Annotated in this window: 19 protein-coding genes and 1 pseudogene; 13 read left to right on the top strand and 7 right to left on the bottom strand. The window is 72.1% G+C overall.

Annotated features, from left to right (window positions below; genetic code table 11):
• The first annotated feature begins 26 nt into the window (after window positions 1-26).
• The 3 genes from ASF27_RS11745 (at window position 27) to ASF27_RS11735 (ending at window position 4,200) form a co-directional block, all read left to right on the top strand.
• A complete protein-coding gene (locus ASF27_RS11745; protein ID WP_244480997.1) occupies window positions 27-1,427 on the top strand; it encodes an MFS transporter in 1,401 nt (466 codons plus the stop codon).
• Window positions 1,428-1,571: 144 nt separating this feature from the next.
• Window positions 1,572-2,429 carry a DUF4239 domain-containing protein gene (locus ASF27_RS11740; protein WP_056360301.1) on the top strand — a complete coding sequence of 286 codons (858 nt, stop codon included), beginning with the start codon at window positions 1,572-1,574 and terminating at the stop codon, window positions 2,427-2,429.
• A gap of 292 nt (window positions 2,430-2,721) precedes the next feature.
• Window positions 2,722-4,200: a hypothetical protein gene (locus ASF27_RS11735; RefSeq protein ID WP_056360298.1), complete on the top strand. Its 1,479-nt coding sequence runs from the start codon at window positions 2,722-2,724 to the stop codon at window positions 4,198-4,200.
• Between the two features lie 75 nt (window positions 4,201-4,275).
• Here ASF27_RS11735 and ASF27_RS11730 read toward each other — a convergent pair whose 3' ends face one another.
• Both ASF27_RS11730 and ASF27_RS11725 read right to left on the bottom strand, forming a co-directional pair.
• Entirely contained in the window at window positions 4,276-5,520 is a 1,245-nt protein-coding gene (locus ASF27_RS11730) for a CaiB/BaiF CoA-transferase family protein (protein WP_056360295.1), read from the bottom strand.
• 156 nt (window positions 5,521-5,676) lie between these two features.
• Window positions 5,677-6,678 carry a catalase family peroxidase gene (locus tag ASF27_RS11725; RefSeq protein ID WP_082479034.1) on the bottom strand — a complete coding sequence of 334 codons (1,002 nt, stop codon included), beginning with the start codon at window positions 6,676-6,678 and terminating at the stop codon, window positions 5,677-5,679.
• Window positions 6,679-7,022: 344 nt separating this feature from the next.
• On the opposite strand from ASF27_RS11725, the gene ASF27_RS11720 reads away from it, so the two are divergent.
• The 8 genes from ASF27_RS11720 (at window position 7,023) to ASF27_RS11685 (ending at window position 15,295) form a co-directional block, all read left to right on the top strand.
• Window positions 7,023-7,226, top strand: a complete 204-nt coding sequence (locus tag ASF27_RS11720) for a hemin uptake protein HemP (protein WP_056305657.1) — start codon at window positions 7,023-7,025, stop codon at window positions 7,224-7,226.
• On the top strand, window positions 7,223-8,110 hold the full coding sequence (locus ASF27_RS11715; RefSeq protein ID WP_056305658.1) for an ABC transporter substrate-binding protein: 888 nt from the start codon (window positions 7,223-7,225) through the stop codon (window positions 8,108-8,110). The genes ASF27_RS11720 and ASF27_RS11715 overlap by 4 nt, the downstream gene beginning before the upstream one ends.
• Window positions 8,103-9,152, top strand: a complete 1,050-nt coding sequence (locus tag ASF27_RS11710) for an iron ABC transporter permease (protein WP_056305659.1) — start codon at window positions 8,103-8,105, stop codon at window positions 9,150-9,152. Before ASF27_RS11715 ends, ASF27_RS11710 begins: the two co-directional genes overlap by 8 nt.
• Window positions 9,139-9,975 carry a heme ABC transporter ATP-binding protein gene (locus tag ASF27_RS11705; RefSeq protein ID WP_056305660.1) on the top strand — a complete coding sequence of 279 codons (837 nt, stop codon included), beginning with the start codon at window positions 9,139-9,141 and terminating at the stop codon, window positions 9,973-9,975. Before ASF27_RS11710 ends, ASF27_RS11705 begins: the two co-directional genes overlap by 14 nt.
• Window positions 9,976-10,171: 196 nt before the next feature.
• The gene (locus ASF27_RS11700) at window positions 10,172-12,325 is read left to right on the top strand and encodes a TonB-dependent hemoglobin/transferrin/lactoferrin family receptor (RefSeq protein ID WP_056360292.1); all 2,154 of its coding nucleotides are present in this window, start codon (window positions 10,172-10,174) and stop codon (window positions 12,323-12,325) included.
• 280 nt (window positions 12,326-12,605) lie between these two features.
• On the top strand, window positions 12,606-13,928 hold the full coding sequence (locus tag ASF27_RS11695) for a dicarboxylate/amino acid:cation symporter (RefSeq protein WP_056360289.1): 1,323 nt from the start codon (window positions 12,606-12,608) through the stop codon (window positions 13,926-13,928).
• 33 nt (window positions 13,929-13,961) lie between these two features.
• Window positions 13,962-14,798: a bifunctional allantoicase/(S)-ureidoglycine aminohydrolase gene (locus tag ASF27_RS11690; protein WP_056305663.1), complete on the top strand. Its 837-nt coding sequence runs from the start codon at window positions 13,962-13,964 to the stop codon at window positions 14,796-14,798.
• Window positions 14,795-15,295, top strand: coding sequence for an ureidoglycolate lyase (locus ASF27_RS11685; RefSeq protein ID WP_056360287.1), 501 nt, complete (start codon window positions 14,795-14,797; stop codon window positions 15,293-15,295). Before ASF27_RS11690 ends, ASF27_RS11685 begins: the two co-directional genes overlap by 4 nt.
• Window positions 15,296-15,393: 98 nt before the next feature.
• Here the strand turns inward: ASF27_RS11685 and ASF27_RS11680 are convergent, their stop codons facing one another.
• Entirely contained in the window at window positions 15,394-15,963 is a 570-nt protein-coding gene (locus ASF27_RS11680; protein WP_056176901.1) for an AraC family transcriptional regulator, read from the bottom strand.
• 17 nt (window positions 15,964-15,980) lie between these two features.
• On the opposite strand from ASF27_RS11680, the pseudogene ASF27_RS23140 reads away from it, so the two are divergent.
• A pseudogene (locus ASF27_RS23140) lies at window positions 15,981-16,898 on the top strand (efflux RND transporter permease subunit); the annotation flags it as partial.
• A 97-nt stretch (window positions 16,899-16,995) separates the two neighbouring features.
• Window positions 16,996-17,418: an efflux RND transporter permease subunit gene (locus ASF27_RS23135; RefSeq protein ID WP_244480996.1), complete on the top strand. Its 423-nt coding sequence runs from the start codon at window positions 16,996-16,998 to the stop codon at window positions 17,416-17,418.
• Between the two features lie 263 nt (window positions 17,419-17,681).
• Here the strand turns inward: ASF27_RS23135 and ASF27_RS11665 are convergent, their stop codons facing one another.
• The 4 genes from ASF27_RS11665 to ASF27_RS11650 form a co-directional block, all read right to left on the bottom strand.
• Complete coding sequence (locus tag ASF27_RS11665) at window positions 17,682-17,912, bottom strand: SlyX family protein (RefSeq protein ID WP_056360975.1); 231 nt, start codon at window positions 17,910-17,912, stop codon at window positions 17,682-17,684.
• Between the two features lie 41 nt (window positions 17,913-17,953).
• Entirely contained in the window at window positions 17,954-18,703 is a 750-nt protein-coding gene (locus tag ASF27_RS11660) for a rhodanese-like domain-containing protein (RefSeq protein WP_056360278.1), read from the bottom strand.
• Between the two features lie 90 nt (window positions 18,704-18,793).
• Window positions 18,794-19,732, bottom strand: coding sequence for an AprI/Inh family metalloprotease inhibitor (locus ASF27_RS11655; protein ID WP_244480995.1), 939 nt, complete (start codon window positions 19,730-19,732; stop codon window positions 18,794-18,796).
• Window positions 19,729-20,709 (bottom strand): 2-hydroxyacid dehydrogenase, encoded by a 981-nt coding sequence (locus ASF27_RS11650; RefSeq protein WP_056360275.1) that lies wholly within the window; start codon window positions 20,707-20,709, stop codon window positions 19,729-19,731. The genes ASF27_RS11655 and ASF27_RS11650 overlap by 4 nt, the downstream gene beginning before the upstream one ends.
• Window positions 20,710-20,888 lie beyond the last annotated feature (179 nt).

Below are 20,888 nucleotides of genomic sequence, written 5' to 3'. Positions count from 1 at the left end.
CCCCAGGAGCGCCCCGGAGCCGCCCGTTGAGCCAAGCCCACGTCGACACCGTCGTGCCCGATGCCGGCCGGCGCGTTCCCACGGGCGAATCCGTCGCCACGGTGGCCCAGCGCCTCGACGGCCTGCCGCTCACCCGGCTCCACGGGGCGATCCTCGCCGTCTGCACCTTCGGCCTGTTCACGGACATCGCCGAAGTCGCCCTGAGCAACGCGCTCGCGGCGATCTTCAGCGCGCCGCCCCACGACATGCCGCGCGGCGGCCTCGCCCTGCTCCTGGCGTCGGTCTTCGCCGGCGGGGCGGTGGGCGCGCCCGTGTTCGGCCTGCTCGGCGACCGGATCGGGCGTCGGCGCGCCCTCCAGGCCTCGCTCGCGCTGATGGCCGTGGGGTCGCTCGCCGCCGCCCTCAGCCCCGGCCCCGCGTCGCTCACCCTGGCGCGCGCCCTGTCGGGCTTCGCCATCGGCGGCTTCCCGCCCCTCGCCGCCACCTACCTCACCGACGTGATGCCGCCGCGCCGGCGCGGGGCGATGCTGCTGGTCTGCACCGGCCTCGGTTCCCTCGGCGGTGCCGCCGTCCTCGGGCTGATCTACGCCCTGGCGCCGGAGCCTCCCCTCGGCGTCGAGCCCTGGCGGTGGGCGCTCGGCCTCGGCGCGGTCCTGGCGCTCCTCGGGGCCGGGCTGTTCGGGCTGGTGCCGGAATCGCCGCGCTGGCTCGCCCTGGTCGGCCGCAGGGCGGAGGCCGACCACGCCTGCCGGCGCTTCGAGCGCGCGGCCCGGATCGCGCCGCCGCCCGTGGCGGACGGGGCCGGACCGGCACCGGCGCCTCCCGTGCGGGCGGGGTTCGCCGCGCTCCTGGCCGACCCCGGCCACCGGCGCAGGACCGGCCGGTTCCTGGCCCTCTACGCCATCGCCCCCTTGGCGACCCTGGGGTTTCCCCTGCTCAGCACGGTGGTGATGCTGCAGAAGGGGTTCCGGATCCACGAATCCCTCGTCTTCGGTGCCCTGTCGCTCCTGGGGCCGCCCCTCGGCACCACCCTCACGGCCCTCGTCGTCGACCGCCTGGAGCGGCGCGCCTGCCTTGTCGCCCTGGCGGCGGCCATGGCGGCCTTCGGCACGGTCTTCGCCGGGGCGAGCACCTTCCCGGTCCTGGTGGGGGCCGCCATCGCGTTCAACACCGCCGCGTCGATCTACGGCGGCATCCTGGCGATCTACGCGACGGAACTCCTGCCGACGCCCGTGCGGGCCACGGCCCTCGCCTGTGCCTGGGCCGGGGGGCGGGTCTCGGCCGCCCTGGCGCCCATCGTCCTGCTGCCGATCCTGGCGGCCTTCGGGGCCCACGCCATGTTCGGCGCGATCACCCTCGCCCTGGCGCTCAGCGGCCTGCTGCTGCTGCGCGGGCCGGGTGGCCTGTCCGGCCGGGCGGTGACCTGAGCGGGCCGAAGCGCCGGCGCGAACCCACCGTGTTCGGCGCGACCCCGCCGCGTCCGGCGGGGCCTCGGGGATTCACCAGCCGTTGGCGTCTTTGCCCTAAGGGTCGATCCGGTGACGCGTCGCGCGGCCGGTTGGGAGACGAACATGCTCTTGGGGCTCTGGCTCGATCAGCCGATGTGGCTGATGGTGGGCCTGATCATCCTGTTCTTCGTGATCGTCTCGGGGATCATGATCGCGATCACCGCCCTGCCGTTCACACGGCCGACGTTCCTGCGCGTCGTCGACGGGGTCGTACCGGCCTTCTTCAGCGCGATCAGCATCCTGCTCGCCCTGCTCACCGGCTTCGTCGCCAACGACGCCTGGGAGCGCCAGAAGCAGGGCGCCCACGTGGTGGAGAAGGAGCGCGCGAACCTCATCGCGGCCTTCGACCTCAGCATCGAGACAGCCTCGAACATGGCCGGCATCCGCCAGGCGCTGCTCACCTACACCGAGCGGGTCATCGACGACGAGTGGGCGAAGATGGCGAATGGCGGCCAGAGTTCGGAATCCGCCGGCGCGGCCTTGAGCGGCCTCATGCGGATCCTCGCCGATCCCGCTCTCACGAGCGAGGCGGGAACCGTCGCCCACACGGCCCTGATGACCGTGGCCATGACCCTGCGCGACGCGCGCGGCGAGCGCCTGGCCCTGAGCGCCTCCAAGGAGGACGATTCGAAGTGGCTGACCCTGCTCTTCCTCGCCGCCCTCACCCTGGTGTCCATCGGGATGGTGCACGGCGACAAGCACCGCGCGCAGGTCCTGACGCTGTTCCTGTTCTCGGCGGCGATGGTCGTCACCCTGTGCGTGATCGCCCTGCACGAACGTCCGTTCGACGGACCCCTGGCCATCGGGCCCGGGGCGCTCGAGCGGGCCAGGCAGGTGATGCTCGCGCACCAGGCCGGCCAGATCGGCGGCCTCGCCCCGGCGCCGCTCCCCGGGAGCGGCGGCCAGCCGGTGCCGCGTTGACCGTCGTGTTCCAAACCTGCGCGTCCCGAACCCGCGCGCGCCAGATCGGCGCGCCCACGCCGACACCGGCGGAGATGGGACAGGGTGGACAACCCTCCCGCTTGCCCGGACAAGATCCCGGCAGGACATCATTCCGTCGGCGCGGGACACCGGCGGCCGCGACCCCTTCGCCGAGGGATCCGTCGCGGCGGTGTTTCTTTCGTGCGTCGCTGCGGTGTTTCTTTGCTGCGTCGCGGCGGCGTGTCCTTCGTCCGTCACGTCCGTTGGCCGGCGCGCCCGGGGGAGTGTTCGCGTGACCCACCCGTCGAATCCGAGCCGCCGGAGCGAGGCCGCGCCCGGCCCGCCGCCCCTCAGCCCAAAGGAGCAGGGCCTCCTGGGCCTCGCCGCGGGGGCCCCCGCCGCCGCGGGTGTTCCGGCGGGCCGGTCCGGGGCCTGGACGCCGCGGGCCCTCCCGCTCTGGCTGCTGCTGGTCGGACGCGAGGCGGTCCACCGGCGCTGGGGGTTCGTCGCCGGCGTCGGGCTGGTGTGGACCGGTCTCGGCGGCGCCCTGGTGATCGATGCCCTCGACGGCGCCACCCACGTCCCCGATCGCTGGTTCGGCCTGCTCCTCGTGGTCGAGGCGGTGACTTCCCTCGTGCGCGGACTCGTCGCCACCGGGGCCGCGCGCCGCCTGCGCCTGCTCAAGGCCGGCATGCTCCTCGTGGTGGCGGTGCTGACGATGCTGGCCTCGGCCTCGAGCACCTTCCTCCTCGCGATGCTGTTCGGCACCGCCTTCCTGTTCGACGGCCTGTCGCGGATCGTCCTCGCGCACGTCCTGCGCTTTCCCGGCTGGCGCTGGTCGGTGGCGTACGGGGGCCTCGGCGCGGTCCTCGGACTCCTGACCCTGCAGCCCTACCCGACCTGGTACGCCGGCACCGTCGGCTTCAGCATCGGCGCCTTCCTGGTGCTGTCCGGGATCAAGGTCACCGTCCTCGGCCTGCGCCTGCGCCGTCCGCCGGACACCCTCGGGACCGCCGCGTCGGGGGCGGGCTCCGACACGCTCACGGTCCATGTCTGGACGCCGACCGGAACGGCGACGATCCCGGCCCGGCAACGCCTCGTCCACCGCTACGTCGTCTCGGTGAACGGGGTCGGGCACGTCTCCACCGGCCACGCCGCCCTGGAACTCGCGGGCGCGCCCGGGGAAAGCCCCCTCTATCTCAGCCACTATCCCGCCGTGGAGATCGACCGCTCGCCCGACAACCTGCGGGCGATCCTGCGCGCCGGCCCCGAGAACGACGTGCCGGGCCGCTTCCTGCCGAGCTACCGCGCGGAGGCGGACGATTGGTGCGAGGCGACCGTGACGGTCACCCTCCAGGGGGTCGACGGGGCCCGCCTGCGCGCGTTCTGGGACGGGTATCGCCGGGACGTCACCTACAATCTCGTCGGCCGGAACTGCTCGACGGGGGTCGCCAACGCCCTCGACGCCGCCGTCGAGGGCAGCTTCGCCCGCGACGGCACCCCGTGGCGCCGGCTGGCCCGGGCGGTGCTGAGCCCGGAATTCTGGGCGGCCGCCCTCATGCGCAACGGCGCCGGCGCGATGACGTGGACCCCCGGACTCGTGCTGGACTACGCCCGCGCCCTCAGCGCCCTCATCGATCCGGTCTCGCCGGTGCCGGCCATCCGCTGGCAGGGGGTCCGGCGGCGCCTGCTGCGCAACTGGCGGGCCGAGACCGTCGCGCGCAAGCGCGGACTGGTGGCCAGGACCGAGCCGGCCACCCGCGCGGCCTGAAGCGGTGGCCGCCGCGACCCGCGACCGATCCGATCCCCCGGACGCCGCGTGGGTCCCGGCGCGGTGCCGGCACCCTCAGCCGATGGCCCCGGCCGCGCGCAGGGCCGCCAGGGCCGGGGCGTCGAGGCCGAGCCAGTCGGCCAGCACCGCCCCGGTGTGTTCCCCCAGGGACGGGGGCGGACTCGCATAGGTGACGGGCGTGCCCGAGAGGTTGAGGGGGTTCGCCACCAGCGCCACGGTGCCGGCCCGGGGATGGGGGAGGTCGACGCGCAGGCCGCGGGCGATCACCTGGGGATCGGCGAACACGTCCGCCAGGGTGTTCACCGGCCCGCACGGCACGCCGACGCGCTCCAGGGCCGCCACCCATGCGGCGGTGCTCCGCTGCCGGGTCGCGGCCCCCATGAGGGGCACCAGCAGGGTGCGGTGTTCCACCCGCGCCCGGTTGGTGGAAAAGCGCGGGTCCGTGCCCCATTCGGGAAAGCCCAGCACCGCGCAGGCCCGCGCGAACTGCCCGTCGTTGCCCACCGCCAGGATCATGGCGCCGTCCTGCGTCGGGAAGTCCTGATAGGGTACGATGTTGGGATGCGCGTTGCCGAGTCGCCCCGGCGCCACCCCGGTGGTGAGGTAATTCATCGCCTGGTTGGCGAGGCTCGCCACCTGGGTGTCGAGGAGGGCGAGGTCGATGTGCTGGCCCGTGCCCGTGCGGGCGCGGGCGGCGAGCGCCGCCAGGATGCCGATGGTGGCGTAGAGGCCGGTCACGATGTCGGTGATGGCCACGCCGGCCTTCTGCGGTCCGGCGCCCTCCGCGTCCCCCGGCGCGCCCGTGATGCTCATGAGCCCGCCCATGGCCTGGATCAGGAAATCGTAGCCGGCCCGCGCCGCATACGGGCCGGTCTGGCCGAAGCCCGTGATGGAGCAGACGATGAGCCGCGGGTTCAGGGCCCTGAGGGCGGCGTGGTCGAGGCCGTACTGCGCCAGGCCCCCGACCTTGAAGTTCTCGATGAGCACGTCGGCATGCGCCGCCAGCGCCCGGATCAGGTCCTGGCCCTCCGGCGTGGCGATGTCGACGGCCACGGATTTCTTGTTGCGGTTGGCGCAGAGGTAATAGGCGGCGACATCGGTCTCGCGGCCCTCCGCGTCGCGCAGGTAGGGCGGCCCCCAGCGGCGGGTGTCGTCGCCCTCGCCTGGCCGCTCGACCTTGACCACCTCGGCCCCGAGGTCGCCCAGGACCTGACCGGCAAAGGGACCGGCCAGGATGCGCGACAGGTCCAGGACCCGAAGCCCCGCGAGCGCCCCGCCGGGGGCCGGAATGCTGGTCATGTGCGTCGCCCCGCGCGCCGGTGTCGTCGAGGGGGCGCGCCGGCCCCCGAACGGAGGCTCGCCGGAGCCCCGAAAGCGCACCGACCGTAGCGAAGTTTCGCGCGGTCCACGACAGCGGGATGCCGTCGTGGACCGGCCGAGCCCGTGCGACCCGGGTCAGTTCGCCCGGCGCGACAGGGACACGGCGTAGGCGGGCGAGCGGACCGCGAACATCGGATCGGTGGCCGGTCCGGCGACGCCCTCGGGCAGGTCGACCACGGGATCGAAGGTGGCCGCGTCGCAGGTGGCGTCGGGCTCGATCGCCGCGATGGCGACGGTGCCGAGCTTGACCGCCTTGCGGTTCTCCTCCGGCCACGCGACGGTGGGGTCGTTCACCGGATCGTTCGGCTCGCCGAGCAGTGCCACGAGGTCGAAGCTGGCCGGACCCTTCGCCAGACGCTCCTTCAACTCGTCGGCGTAGAAGCTGTCGGGCTTGGCCTTCAGCTCGTCGTCCGTGAGGCCGAGCTGGCCGGCGCTCGCGACCCATTTCAGCTTCGCCACCGTGGCCACGCCCTTGGCGTTCGTCAGGGTGTAGGCGTGTACGCCCCAGTAATCGACGCCGGCGAAGCTCGCCGGCACCGGACGCGCGTTGAGCCACGCGCCCTGGCGCGTCGTCTCGGGGTTGGCGGCGGCGAACGCCTTGATCTTCTCGGCATCCGGCTTCCCGTCCGGGCCCGGCGCCCGCACGGTGGCGAAATCGAGGAGCTGCTGTGGGGTCTTCGTCGAGAACACCGGCGCGGAGATCACGACGAAGACCATGTCGCCCGACGGGTCGGTCATCCGCATGGCGAAGCCGCGGGTGACGGGCTTGGCCTTGTCGGAGATCTTCGCGTTGCTGCCGCCCATGGAGAAGCGGGCCGTGACCGGCACGGTCTTGGTGAAGTGCGGGGCCTTCGACAGGCCGGGCGCCTCGGCGGACGGCGTGAAGCTGCCCTTCACGCAGACGCCCTTGGCGCCGCTCGCGCGCACCTTCGGCTGGTTGCCGCCCGCCGTGACCAGGGCGTTCACGATCGCGCCCGGATCGGCGTCCTGGGCCTGCGCCGCCCCGGTGACGCCGCCGCCGGTGAGCAGGCCACCGGCCAGTACGACGACACCGAGATGGGAATACGATCGTGACATGAAATGCCTTTCCGCGACGGGATTCTGGACGCGGCCCTTCCGTTCGGGCTCGGCGCACGCGTCACCATGGAGTGATTCTAGATTGTGCGCAATTCTTCTCTGCGCGTCCGGACCGTGATTTCGTCGGACCGGGCAGGGGCGCGCCGGATCCCCTCGCTCGGGCCGCGGCGTTCGAGGCGTCCCGGTGGGACCGCAGGGCATTCCCAACGCCGATCTGCCGCCATACTGTTCGAAAAAGTCTTCGTTGCTTGTCGTCATGGGCGCGGAAAGGTTTTATGGTGGCGTGACGACGGAAGCTCTTTAGATCGATTGAAAAATAGGTTCGAACTTGGAATGATGACAGTATGTCCGATGTGAGCGACGCCGGCCGTGGCGACCCCGGCGCTTCGGGCCGGACGGGGGGGCAGCCCGCACAGCCGTCCCTGCCGGAGGGCGGCATCACGTCGGCGGCCCTCCTGCAGGGCCGGCGCGAGATCGTCATTCTCCACGCCGGCTCCCTCTACCGCCTGCGGGTGACCGCCAACGACAAGCTGATCCTCACCAAATGACCGGGCCGCACCTCATCCCCCCGTCCCGCCGCGCGGTGCTCGCGGGCGCCTTCGGCTGCGCCCTGGCGGGCCGGCCCGCCAGGGCTGCGACGCCGGCCACCCGCATCGCTTCCCTCGGCGGCGCCGTGACGGAGATCCTGTGGCGCCTCGGTGCCGGGCCGCGCATCGCCATCGTCGACACCACCAGCGTCTACCCGGCCGAGGTCCTGCGCGAACGGCCGAATGCTGGCTATCTCCGCGCCCTCTCGGCGGAAGGCCTGCTGTCCGTCGGCCCCGATCTCGTGCTCGCCGCCGAGGGTGCCGGGCCGCCGGCGGTGCTGGCCCTGCTGCGGGAGGCCGGCGTGCCCGTGGAGACGATCCGCGAGCCGTCGACCGCCGAGGGCGTCCTCGACAAGATCGCCACGGTCGGCCGCCTCGCCGGGCTCGAGGCGCCGGCCGAGACCTTGAGCCGGGCGGTCGCCGCCCGCTTCGCGACCCTCGCCGGGCAGCGCGCCCGGGTGACCCGGCCGGCCCGGGCCCTCGTGGTGCTGTCGCAGACCGGCGGGCGCGTCATGGTCGGCGGGCGCGGCAGCACGGCGGACGGCATCCTGGCGCTCGCCGGCCTTGTCAATGCCGCCGAGGGCATCGAGGGCTTCAAGCCCATCACCGACGAGGCCATCGTCGGGGCCGCCCCGGACGCCGTGATCATGATGGTGACCGAAGGGCGCACGCCGACGCCCGAGGGCGTGTTCGCGAGCGGCACGGCGCTGGCCCAGACGCCGGCCGCCGCCCGCCGCGCCCTCGTGACCATGGACGGCCTCGCGCTTCTCGGCTACGGCCCGAGGACTCCGGAGGCGGCCGCAGACCTCATGCGGGCGATCTATCCCGACCTGCCGCGTGACTGAGTCCGCCGTGCCGAACCGGCCCGGCGCCCTCGTGTTCGCCGGTCTCGGCGTTCTCGTGCTCGTGGCGATCCTGCTCTCGCTGGGGCTCGGGGCGGTGCGGATCGCGCCGGCCCGGGTTCTCGAGATCCTGACGCCCGGCGCGGCGGAGGCGGGGCGGGATGGCCTGGTGGTGCTCAACATCCGCCTGCCCCGCACCCTGCTGGGCCTGATGGTCGGCGCCGGCCTCGCCGTCTCGGGCGCCCTGATGCAGGGCCTGTTCCGCAATCCCCTGGCCGATCCGGCCCTCGTCGGCGTCTCGGCGGGCTCGGGCCTCGCCGCCGCCGCCGTCATCGTCCTCGGCGACCGCCTCCTCGCCGGGGCGGGGCTGCCGGGGCCGCTGCCCTACGCGGCCCTGCCCGTCGCGGCCTTCCTCGGGGGCCTCGGCGCCACCCTCGGGCTCTACCGGATCGCCACGCGGGCGGGCCGCACCTCGGTGGCCACCCTGCTCCTCGCCGGCATCGCGCTGGGCGCCCTGAGCGGGGCGCTGACGGGCCTCCTCGTCTACGCCAGCGACGACCGGCAATTGCGCGACCTCACCTTCTGGTCCCTGGGCAGCCTCGGCGGGGCGACCTGGACCAAGGTCTGGGCCACGGCGCCCGCCCTGCTGCCGGTCCTCGTCCTCGTGCCGTTCCTGGGGCGCGGCCTCAACGCCTTGGTGCTGGGCGAGGCGGAGGCGTTCCACCTCGGCGTGCCGGTGGAGCGCCTGAAGCGCCTCGCCATCCTCCTCGTCGCAGTGGCGGTGGGGGCCGGGGTCGCGGCGAGCGGGGTGATCGGCTTCGTCGGCCTCGTGGTGCCGCACGCCCTGCGCCTCGTCATCGGCCCGGACCACCGGCGCCTGCTGCCGGCCAGCGCACTCCTGGGGGGCGCCTTCCTCGTCCTGGCGGATGTGGCCGCCCGCCTCGTCGTCGCCCCGGCCGAACTGCCCATCGGCATCGTCACCGCCTTCGTCGGCGCGCCGGTCTTCCTGTGGCTGCTGCTGGGGCGGCGGCATGGCGTTGCCTGACGTCGCCTCCAGGGATGAGCCTGCGCTTCTGGCCGCCCGCGACCTCGCCTACGTCACGGGCGGTCGCCGCCTCATCGACGGTGTCTCCCTCGACGCCGCGCCCGGGACCCTCCAGGTGATCGTCGGCCCGAACGGGGCCGGCAAGTCCACCCTCCTGAAGCTCCTGAGCGGGGAGCTCAAACCCACCCACGGCACCGTCGCGTATGCGGGCGAGGCCGTGGCGGCGATTCCGCCCTGGCGGCTCGCTGGCTTACGCGCCGTGCTGCCGCAGGCCGCGCACCTCGCCTTTCCCTTCACCGCCGCGGAGGTGGCCCGGATCGGCCTCGACGGGATCGGCCGGGGTCTCGGGCCGCGCGACCGCGCCGCGATCCTGGCCGAGGCCCTGGCGCGCGCCGACGCCACGCATCTCGGGCCCCGCGCCTACCCGACCCTCTCGGGTGGCGAGCAGGCCAGGGTGCAGTTCGCCCGGGTGCTGTGCCAGCTCGCCGCCGGGCGCACCCTCGCGCCCGCGCAGGTGCTGCTCCTCGACGAACCGACGGCCAGCCTGGATCTGCGCCACCAGGGCGCGCTCCTCGACGCCGCCCGCGACCTCGCCCGGCGGGGCACCGCCGTGATCGCGATCCTGCACGACCTGAACCTCGCCGCCGCCTATGCCGACGCGATGCTGGTGCTGGAGGACGGCCGCCGCGTCGCCCACGGGCCCCCGGCCGCGGTGATGCGGGACGACCTCATCGCGCGGGTGTTCGGCGTGTCCTGGCCCGTCGGCCGGGTGCCGGAGGGCGACCAGCCCTTCCTGTTGCCGCGCCGGACTGTTGCGGGCTAGCAACGTCCTCGCGTCTCGTCTTGCCAAGTCTGGAACTGCTTCAGGTCAGCGCGACGCTAGATTGGATTTCCGACAATCTGGACCTTCGCCGAGGCCGTTGACCCCGCACCCTCGCGCGCGGCACCTGCGGATCAGCCAGCCAGCCCCATCGCCAGCCAGCCACTCGTCTCGACTGTGCTCTCTGGCGGATGCGTCCATGTCCCGATCGTCCCACCGCGCCTGGCTGGCGCTCGGCTGCTCCCTCCTCACCCTGTCGGTTGCGCAGGCCCAGACGCAGCCCCGGACCGCGTCGCCGGTGCGCCCGGCCGCGCCCGACGCCGATGTCAGCCTCGACACCATCTCGGTGACCTCGACCAAGACCCCGGGCAGCGCCGTCGACGCGCTCTCGGGCACGAGCGTGGTCACCCGCGAGCAGATCGAGCGCCTCCAGCCGAGCCGCCTCTCGGACGTGCTGCGCGATGTGCCGGGCGTGACCACCCAGGAAAACCAGAACGATCCGGCGCAAGCCATCAACATCCGCGGCCTGCAGGATTTCGGACGCGTCAACGTCCTCGTCGACGGGGCGCGCCAGGACTTCCAGACCTCGGGCCACAGCGCCAACGGGGTGTTCTACCTCGACCCCGAACTCGTCGGTGGCGTCGACATCACCCGCGGCCCCACGGCCACCATCTACGGCTCGGGCGCCATCGGCGGTGTGGCGGCCTTCCGCACCCGCTCCATCGACGACATCCTGGCCCCCGACGAGGTGGCGGGCGCCGTGCAGAAGCAGGGCTTCGGCACCAACGGCCAGCGCTTCCTCAACTCCACGGCGCTCGGCGCCCGCATCGGCACGGCGGCGGACGTGTTCGGGCAGTTCGTGTTCCGCAACAACGGCCCCTACCGCGACGGCCTCGGGACCCTGGTGCGCGACACCGGCAACGAGCTCACCTCGGGCCTCGCCAAGATCAACGTCAGGCCCGCCGACGGGCACGAACTCAGCGGCACGGCCCTCGTGCAGCGCTTCGACTTCGCCAATGCGGGCACCAGCAACGCGGGCGCGCGCTTCGCCAACGCGGTGCAGGCCGACACCTACACCCTGGGCTACCGGTTCAGTCGGCCGGACGTGCCGCTCGTGGATTTCAGCATCAAGGGCTATTCCACCACCACGCACAACGACCTGACGTTCCTGCAGGACACGGCGAGCGGCCTCTACGGCCGCCTCGGCACCCGGGCGGGCGACCGGCTCACCTACGACATCGGGACCACGGGCTTCGACAGCCACAACACCGCGCGCTTCGACACGGGGGCGCTGGGCCACGCGCTCACCGTCGGCGGCGATGTCGTCCGCAACGATGTCCGCACCACCGACAATGCCGGCGGCTTCGGCGGCGCCTTCACGCCGTCCGGCCAGCGTTCCCTCGCCGGCGCCTTCGTGCAGGACGAGATCCGCTACGCCGGCTGGCTCCGTGTCATCGGGGCGCTGCGCTACGACACCTACGATCTCTCGGGTGGGGCCTTCCGGTCGAGCGGCGACCGGCTCTCGCCGAAGATCACCGTGGGCGTGTCGCCCTTCGCCGGCATCGAACTCTACGGCACCTACGCCGAGGGCTACCGCGCGCCCTCCATCACCGAGACCCTGGTGCAGGGCATCCATCCCTTTCCCGCCTTCACGATCCTGCCGAACCCGACCCTGCGCCCCGAGGTGGCCCGCACCGTGGAGGGCGGCATCAATCTCAAGGTCAACGAGGTTCTCGTCCCCGGGGACGTGTTCCGCGCCAAGCTCAACGTCTTCCAGAACGAGATCGACGACTTCATCAACATCCAGGCCGTGGGGCCGACCTTCTTCGTGCCGGCGATCCCCGGCATCCCGGCCTCGATCTGCGCCCGCATTCCCGGGCGCTTCCCGTGCGTGATCCCGGTCCAGTCGTTCCAGTACCTCAACATCGCCCGGGCCGAGCTGTCGGGCGTCGAGCTGGAGGGGGCCTACGATTGGGGCGGCGGCTTCGTCTCGCTGGCCGCCACTCACACGCAAGGCCGCGACCGGGCCACGCGCCAGAGCCTGATCACCGTGCCGCCGGACCGGATCAGCACCACCCTGGGTCTGCGCTTCCTCGACGACCGCCTTACGGTCGGAACCCGCCTCAAACTCGTCGACGACCGCACCGACGTGCCGCCCGGCGCCACCATCCTGGCGACCAAGGCCTACGCGTTGGTGGACCTCTTCGCCTCCTACCGCGTCAACGACCGGATCAAGGCGGACTTCATCCTCCAGAACGCTTTCGACAAGCGCTACACCCAGTATCTCAACGCCCTGCCGAACCCGGGCCTCGTCGCCAAGGCGGCGATCAGCATCAAGTTCGCCACGCGTTGAGGAGCCGTGGAGCGGGGGACATCGCCAAGGCAGGGCGCGATCCGATGCCGCTCCGACATCGGGCCCGCCTGTTCATACGAATTTCGTATCGATCGAGACCCAGGAAATATTTGACGTCTCAATATGCCTGACGGATCGTGCGAGCCGGTCCCACGAGCTCGGCTCGTCGCACCGCGCAGGAAGCGTGGCGCGGCATTTGCTGATCCCGACGGGACTGCCGACGCACCAGGGCCGGGCGTTCGGGCAGGATCGTGGCCTTCATAACCAGTGGGAGGTTCGCATGAGACGCTTCTTCGCGTCCCTGTTCGGGCAAGTCGTGGCCGCCCTCGTGCTGGGCGTCGTGCTCGGCATTGTCTGGCCGACCTTCGCGGTGCAGCTGAAGCCGCTCGGCGACGCCTTCATCAAGCTCATCAAGATGGCGATCGCGCCCCTGGTCTTCGGCGTCGTGGTGCACGGCATCGTGGGCGCCGGGGATCTGCGCAAGGTCGGCCGGGTCGGGCTCAAGTCCCTGATCTACTTCGAGGCCGTCACCACCCTGGCCCTCGTGCTCGGCATCGTGCTGGCCTACGCGTTCGAGCCCGGGCGCGGCATGAACGTCGATCCGGCCAGCCTCGATGCCAAGGCCCTGGCCGGCTACACCGACCGGGTCGGCCAGGTCACCGGCACCGTCGACTTCCTGATGAAGATCATCCCCACCACGGTGTTCGACGCCTTCGCCAAGGGCGACATCCTGCAGGTGCTGATCATCGCCATCCTGTTCGGCTCCGGCCTCGCGCTCCTGGGCGACCAGGGCAAGCCGCTGGCCGACAGCATCGAGCGCATCACCAACGTGCTGTTCAAGGTGATCGGCTTCATCGTGCGCCTCGCGCCGCTGGGCGTGCTGGGCGCCGTCGCCTTCACGGTGGGCAAGTACGGCGTCGGCTCCCTGAAGCAGCTCGGGATGCTGGTGGCTTTGTTCTACGCGGGCGTCGCGTTCTTCGTGTTCGTGGTGCTCGGCGCCATCCTGAAGGCGGCGGGCTTCAGCATCCTCAAGCTCCTCGCCTACCTGCGCGAGGAGCTCATGGTGGTGGCCGGCACCGCCTCCTCCGACAGCGTGCTGCCGCAGGTGATGCGCAAGCTCGAACGCCTCGGCATCAAGGATTCCACCGTGGGTCTCGTGATCCCGACGGGCTACTCGTTCAACCTCGACGCCTTCTCGCTCTACCTGACCCTGGCCACGGTGTTCATCGCCCAGGCGACCAACACCGACCTGTCCTTCGGCCATTTGCTCCTCATCCTCGGCATCGCGCTGCTGACGTCGAAGGGCGCCCACGGGATTCCGGGCTCGGCCATCGTGGTGCTGGCCGCGACCCTCTCGGCGGTGCCCGACATCCCGGTGATCGGCCTCGTCCTGGTGCTCTCCATCGACTGGTTCGTCGGCATCGCCCGGGCGCTCGGCAACCTCATCGGCAACTGCGTGGCCACCGTGGTCATCGCCGCCTGGGAGGGCGATATCGACCGGGCGCAGGCCCACCGGGTGCTGGACGGCGATGTCGCCGTCGACACGAAGACGGCCCTCGACGCCCCCATCGCGGCCCCCCGGGCGGCCCCTCGGGCCGCCTGAGGCCATACGCCCGCGACACATCGGAGACACGCCATGAGCGCATCCGCCTACAATCCGCCCTGCGGCGGCCTTCCGCCCCAGACCGCGCTGATGACCGGGCGGGCGGTGTTCACCGAGGCCTACGCCGTGATTCCCCGGGGGGTGATGAGCGACATCGTGACCTCCGTGCTGCCGTTCTGGGAGGGCGCGCGGGCCTGGATGCTGTCGCGCCCGCTCTCGGGCTTCTCCGAGACCTTCGCGCAATACCTCATGGAGGTGGCGCCGGGCGGCGGCAGCGACCGGCCCGAGCCCGACGCGCAGGCCGAGGGTGTCCTGTTCGTGGTGGAGGGGCGCCCGAGCCTCGTCCTGGAGGGGCAGAGCCACGGCCTGCGGCCCGGCTCCTACGTCTACCTCGCGCCCGGCGCCGCCTGGTCCCTGCGCAACGGGGAGGCCACCGCCGCGCGCTTCCACTGGATCCGCAAGGCCTACGAGCGGGTGCCGGGCCTCGACGCCCCCGACTCCTTCGTCACCCACGAGAGCCGGGAGGATCCCGTCGCCATGCCGGGCACGGACGGGGCCTGGGCCACCACCCGGTTCGTCGCCGGGGACGACGTGCGCCACGACATGCACGTCAACATCGTCGCCATGCGCCCCGGCGCCTCGATCCCGTTCGAGGAGACCCACGTCATGGAGCACGGCCTGTTCGTGCTGGAGGGCAAGGCGGTCTACCGGCTCAACCGCGACTGGGTCGAGGTCGAGGCCGGCGACTTCATGTGGCTGCGCGCCTTCTGCCCGCAGGCCTGCTACGCGGGCGGCCCCGGGCCGTTCCGCTACCTGCTCTACAAGGACGTGAACCGCCATGCCGGCCTGACGCTCCGGGGCGCCCGGTGAGCGAACGCCACGTCGTCGCCGAGGCCCTCACGGCCGAGGCCTTCGCGCCCTTCGGCTCGGTCATCGACCGAAGCCAGGCGGCGGCGCGGCCCATGAACGCCGGCAAGGCGCGCCGCTTCCACGACCTGGCGGAGATTCCCGTCGCGGGGGAGGGCGCCCGCGTCGTCGTCGGCCTCGTCGAGGCCGAGCCCTACCCGATGCCCCTCGCCGTGAGCCTCGTCGAGCGCCATCCCCTGGGGGGGCAGGCCTTCCTACCCCTGAACGCCAGGCCGTTCCTCGTGGTGGTCTGCCCGGACGAGGACGGCCGCCCCGGCCGGCCCCGGGCCTTCGTCACGGCGCCGGGCCAGGGCGTGAGCTACGCCCCCGGCACCTGGCACGGGGTGCTCACCCCGTTCGGCGCCCCCCAGGATTTCGTGGTGATCGACCGCGGCGGTCCGGGCGTGAACCTCGAAGAGCACGGGTTCGACGCGCCTTGGACGATCCACCTGCCCGGGTGAGCTCGAAGCCCGGCGGCGTCCGCACACGCCGTCGCCCCCGCCCGCCAGGATGACGTTGACGAAGACGTGGTCCATCGGCGGTCCTGTCGAGGGCCGTATCATTGGCGATCGCGCCCGCGGTACGAGCCCGAGGGGTTGTAGCCCGTGAGGCGTCGCATCTGGCCGGCGAGCCGGCTCGGACTCCTGATCCCGACCCGGAGGGCGGCTTGCGCGATCGTCACGGGCTCGTTCCGCAGAATCGCGATCGCGCGGCGAATGCGTCGCACGCTGATGAAGGCGGAGGGCGTCAGCCCGGTCGCCGCGCGAAAAGCCCGGTGGAGATGCCCGGTCGATACAGCCGCGACATCCGCAAGATCCTGGACGCGGATGCCGTCGGTCATGTGCGCCTCGACGTACTCGGTGATCCGTCTGAGCTGCCAGGCCGAGAGGGGGATCGAGCGTGTCTCGGCGGCCGTGCCGTAGCGTTTGCCGATGTAACGGCCCATCGCGTGCGCCATGTCCTCGCAATAGACCGGCTCCAGCGCGTCCGCCGAATATTGACGAAAGAATTCGGCGGCCAGACCGTGAAGGAACGGATCCTCGCCGTTCGTGAAAGGACGGATGCCGAGATTCTTCCCCGAGGTCGGGGTCCAGCCGATCGAGGCCCACAAGGCCGCGACCCCCTTCATCCGCAAGCGTCGCTCGCATGCAGTCGCAGTCGACGCAGGACGGCAGCTTCAGCCACACCGTGACGTTCCGCGTCGGCGCCGATCTCGATAAGGCGCAGCTCCTGGTGCAGAACCGGGTGGCCCTCGCCCAGCCACGCCTCCCGGAGGTCGTCCGCCGCATCGGCGTGACCGTGGCGAAGAACGCCCCCGACTTCCTGCTCGTCGTGCAACTCGTTTCGCCCGATCGGAGCCGGGATCAGCTCTATCTGTCGAACTATGCGCTTCAACGCGTCGTGCCGGTGCTGAGCCGGCTGCCCACCGTCGGCAGCGTTCAGCCGGTGGGCGCGCGCGAATACGCCATGCGGATATGGCTTGATCCGAACAAGGTCTCGGAGATGGGCATGTCCGCGATGGAGGTCGTGGACGCGCTCCGCGCGCAGAACGTCCAGGTCGCCGGCGGCGTGCTCGCGCAGCCTCCCGCGCCCTCCGGCCGGGCGTTCCAGCCCTCGATCACCGTGCAGGGCCGGTTCCGGCAGCCGGAGGAATTCGAGAATCTCATCATCCGCAACACCGGCGGCGGCCGCGTCGTCCGGCTGAGGGATGTCGGCCGCGCCGAACTCGGCGCACGGAAGTACGGCACCAACGCCTACATCAACGACTCGGCCGCCGTCGCCCTGCTCGTCTTCCAGCGCCCGGGCACGAACGCGCTCCAGGGCTCCGAAACGATCCAGGCCACGGTGGCGGCGCTGGAGCGCGATCGGCCCTCGGGCGTCGAATTCCGAATGACCTACAATCCGACCGAGTTCTTCGTACGCACGTCGATCAAGGCGCTCGAAGTGACGACCTACGAAGCCATCGCCCTCGTCGTCCTCGTGGTCATCGTCTTCCTGCAGAACGTGCGCGCCACCGTCATTCCGCTGCTCGCGATCCCTGTGTCGCTCGTCGGCACGTTCGCCGCCATGGCGATGCTCGGCTACACCATCAACACGCTGACCCTGTTCGCCCTGGTTCTGGACGTTGCCGCTCGCCGTCGTCCTCATCGTGCCGATGTGCTTGCTGTCGGCCATCAGCGGCGTCCTGTGGATGGGACAGGACAACAACATCCTGACCCAGAACATCCTGACCCAGGTCGGCCTCGTCGTCCTCGTGGGTCTCGCCGCCAAGAACGCCATCCTCATCGTCGAGTTCGCCCGCGACCTGGAGAACCAGGGGCGATCGATCGTCGACGCCGTCGTCGAAGCCGGCCGCCTGAGATTGCGACCGATCCTGATGACGTCCCTCGCCTTCATCCTCGGCGTCGTCCCCCTGATGATCGCCAAGGGCGCCGGAGCCGAACTGCGCCACGCCATCGGAACGACCGTGTTCTTCGGCATGGTCGGCGTCACCGTCTTCGGACTGATCTTCACCCCGATCTTCTACGTGTGCCTTCGCGACCTGGCGAAATCGAAACTGACGGCTCGCATCTTCGGCCCCTGAGACGACCTCCGTCGCGATCGATCGAGGCCGGTGCCCGTCCCCTCCGGGGTGGGGGGCTCTGCCCGGCGATCGGCACGCGCAGGACCGCCCATGTGGATCGCGCCTCGCACGGCGTGCCCGCCCTCGCGGACGGGCGGCCATGGAATCCGTCACCGAGCATGGGGTCCGTCATCGGGAAGGTGTCGCCCGTACGCATGAGCATGGGTTCGGGCCCAATCGACGAAGGGATCCGTATCGCGAAGGACCGGTGCGGGAAGGCGCGCTCAATAATGCGGCGGCGGTGGTTCCGGCGCGTTCGAACCGGGACGATGGCCCGCTTCCTCGATCTCCTCGACGAGTTTCGCCATCCGCCGCGACAGGGCATCGATCTGGCGCCACTGTGCCGTGATGGTGGCGTTGAGGTCGTCGATGACGGCGTCCTGCTCGGTCAGGCGCATCTCGAGGGCGTCGATGCGGGTGCCGAGATCGGGCTCGCTCGTCGCCGGATCGCGCATCGCCGGGTCGCTCGTCGCCGGATCGCGCATCGCCGGGTCGATCATCGCAGTGTCTCCGGAGCGTGGTCTGGCCTTTCGACCAGGGCGGGGCCGAGGGCGATGCGACCGTCGAAGACGAAGCAGTCGCCCGTCCAGCGGTTCTGCGCATCCGGCACCGTTTCGAGGTAGCGCAGGATCCCGCCCGCCAGGGTGTGGACTTCGGAAAAGCCGCGCGCCCGCATGTAGGCTCCGGCCTTCTCGCAGCGGATGCCGCCGGTGCAGAACATCGCCACCTTCGGGTGCGCCGCCGGGTCGAGACCGTCCACGTAGGCGCGAAACTCGCTGAACCGCCTCGTGCCGGGATCGACGGCCCCGGGAAAGCTTCCCAGGGCCACCTCGAAGGCGTTGCGGGTGTCGATGAGCAGCAGCCCCGGCGTGTCCAGGAGCGCATTCCAGGCCTCGGGCGCCACGGGACTCGCCGGCGCCAGGGCCGGATGGGTGGCTCCGCCGTCGAAGGTCACGATCTCGGGTTTGACCCGCACCTTGAGGCGCCCGAACGGTGGGGCCTCGGCCGAGGACATCTTGACCTCGACGGCGCCGAAATGCGCGCCGAACGGCGCTCGGTTGCGCAGGGCGTCGAGGAAGGCTTCGATGGCCGGCGCCGCCCCCGCCACCGTGCCGTTGATGCCCTCGCGGGCGAGCACGAGGGTGCCGGTGATCCCGAGGCTACCGCACAGGGCTTCCAGGGGGGCACGCAGCGCCAGCGGATCGGGCAGATCGACGAAGCGATAGAGGGCGGCGACGGTGAGCATCGCGTCGGCATAATCCGGGGCCGCGCATGGGGCAAACCCGTGCGGCCTCCTCACGGGGCCGCGACCCGGCTCACGGGGCCGCGACCCAGCTCACGGGGCCACGACCCGGCGCAGGATGAAGGTGGTGCCGACTTCCGGGTCGCGGCGCCAGCGCCCGTCGCCCGTGGGGATCAGCGTGACCGTATGCCCGCGCCGGGCGGTGAGGGTGAGCCGCCCCCGCGCGAACTGCCAGGACACGGGATCGAACACGCCGAGCCCGGTGTCGCGGCATCCCTCGAGGATGCGGACCGGGGCGGGCGGCTGGGCCGGCGTCAGCTCCAGCCGGCAGGTATCGGGGTCGCGGTACCGGTCGAGGGTATAGATCCCGGCCGGCGGCGGCTCGCCGCCCAGGTCCGTCTCCGGTGCCGCCGGACGCTGGGCGTCCGACCGGGACGCGGCAGATTCCGGTCTCGCCGGCACCGGCACGGCCGGCACCGGCACGGCCGGCAGCATGGCGAGGATCTGGAGGGGGACGAGGCTGTACTGCTCGCCGGATTCGGTGGTGGCGGCGAGGCTGCGCGCGTCGGGCCGGCGGGTGAAGGGCAGGACCGGCCGCACGTTCCTGTCGACGAAGCGCAGGGTGCCGTCGGTGAACAGCCAGCCGGCGACGCCGTTGAGCACCGGCAGGGCCCGGCGGCACCCGGCGGGGAAGGACAGCCGCCGCCCCGCCTCGCCGCTCTCGCTCGACAGGGTGATGACGCAGCGCCGGGTGCTGCCGTCCCGCGACAGGTCCCAGGTGCCCGGCACCCCGGCGATGTCCTTCGGCAGGCTCTCGACGAAGGGCGCGGCGGGCGCGACCTCGGGCGCGGCCACGCCCTGCGGATCCTGAAGGGGGGAGGCCTCTAGCGGCGGCTGCGGCGGTTGTGGAGCCTGCGGCGCTTGCTGAACCTGCGGTGCTTGCTGAACCTGCGGTGCTTGCGCGAACACCGCGCCGCCCACCGTGAGGACCGAGAGGAAACCGAGGATGCGGGCCGGCGCGCGGGGGCTCACGCGCCCGCGCTCCGAAACGTCTCCGGCACTGGCGTCTCCGGCACCGGCGTCAGCGGTCCCCGGCCGTCGAACCAGTGGAGCAGGTTGTCGACGACGAGGCGGCCCATGGCCTCGCGGGTGTGGACGGAGCCCGAGCCGACATGGGGCAGGAGCACCACGTGATCCAGGGCGACGAGGTCGGCCGGCACGTGCGGCTCGCGGGCGAAGACGTCGAGCCCGGCCCCGAGGATCGTCCCGTCGCGCAGGGCCGCGATGAGGGCGGCCTCGTCCACCACGCTGCCGCGCGCCACGTTGATCAGGATCCCCTCCGGACCGAGGGCGGCCAGCACGGCGGCGTCGACGAGGCCGTCCGTCTCCGGTCCGCCGGGCGCCACCACGAGGAGCACGTCGACGGCCCGGGCCATGTCGAGCAGCGTGGCGTGATAGGTGTAGGACACCTCCGGCTGCCGGCGGCGGCCGTGATAGGCGAGGGCGACGCCGAAGCCTTCGAGCCGCGTCGCGATGGCCCGGCCGATGCGCCCGAGGCCGAGAATGCCGATTGTGCGCCCGCGCAGGGTGGGGGTGAGGGGGTAGGGCCGGGTCGGCCAGTGGCCCGCGCGCAGGTAGCGGTCCGCCTGGGGGATCTGGCGCAGGGTGGCGAGCAGCAGGCCCATCGCGAGGTCTGCGACCTCGTCCGACAGCACGTCGGGCGTGTTCGTCACCACCACGCCCCGCGCGGCGGCCGCGGCGGTGTCGATGGTATCGTACCCGACGCCGAAGCTCGCCACGATCTCGAGGTTGGGCAGGCGCGCCAGGAGGGCGTCGTCCACGGGCGCCTGCGCGCCCGTCGCCATGGCGCGGATGCGCGGGCCGACCTCGGCGTAGAACGCCTCCGCGTCCGGAGCCGTGTCGGCCCGGTGCAGGGTGAAGCGCGTCGCCAGGGCTTCCATCACGCTCGGCTGCATGGGTTTGAGCAGCAGCAGATCGACGGGCGTCATGGCGGACCTTCGGGACTCCGGTGCGCGACCCCGGCGGGGTGCCCTTCCGCTTTAGGACTTGGGCCGGGAACGGTCCAGTGAGCCGGCGCGGGTCCCCACAGCCGACGCCCGCCGCCCCACCCCGGCATCGTCCGGGCCGATATGCGAAAACCGCGCCGCAGCCATCCGCCAGAGGGGAC

The organism is Methylobacterium sp. Leaf102, from assembly GCF_001422425.1.
In the GTDB taxonomy this organism is placed as follows: Bacteria; Pseudomonadota; Alphaproteobacteria; order Rhizobiales; family Beijerinckiaceae; genus Methylobacterium.
The sequence above is the reverse complement of the archived record's forward strand: the minus strand, read 5'-3'. Positions and strand labels throughout refer to the sequence as shown.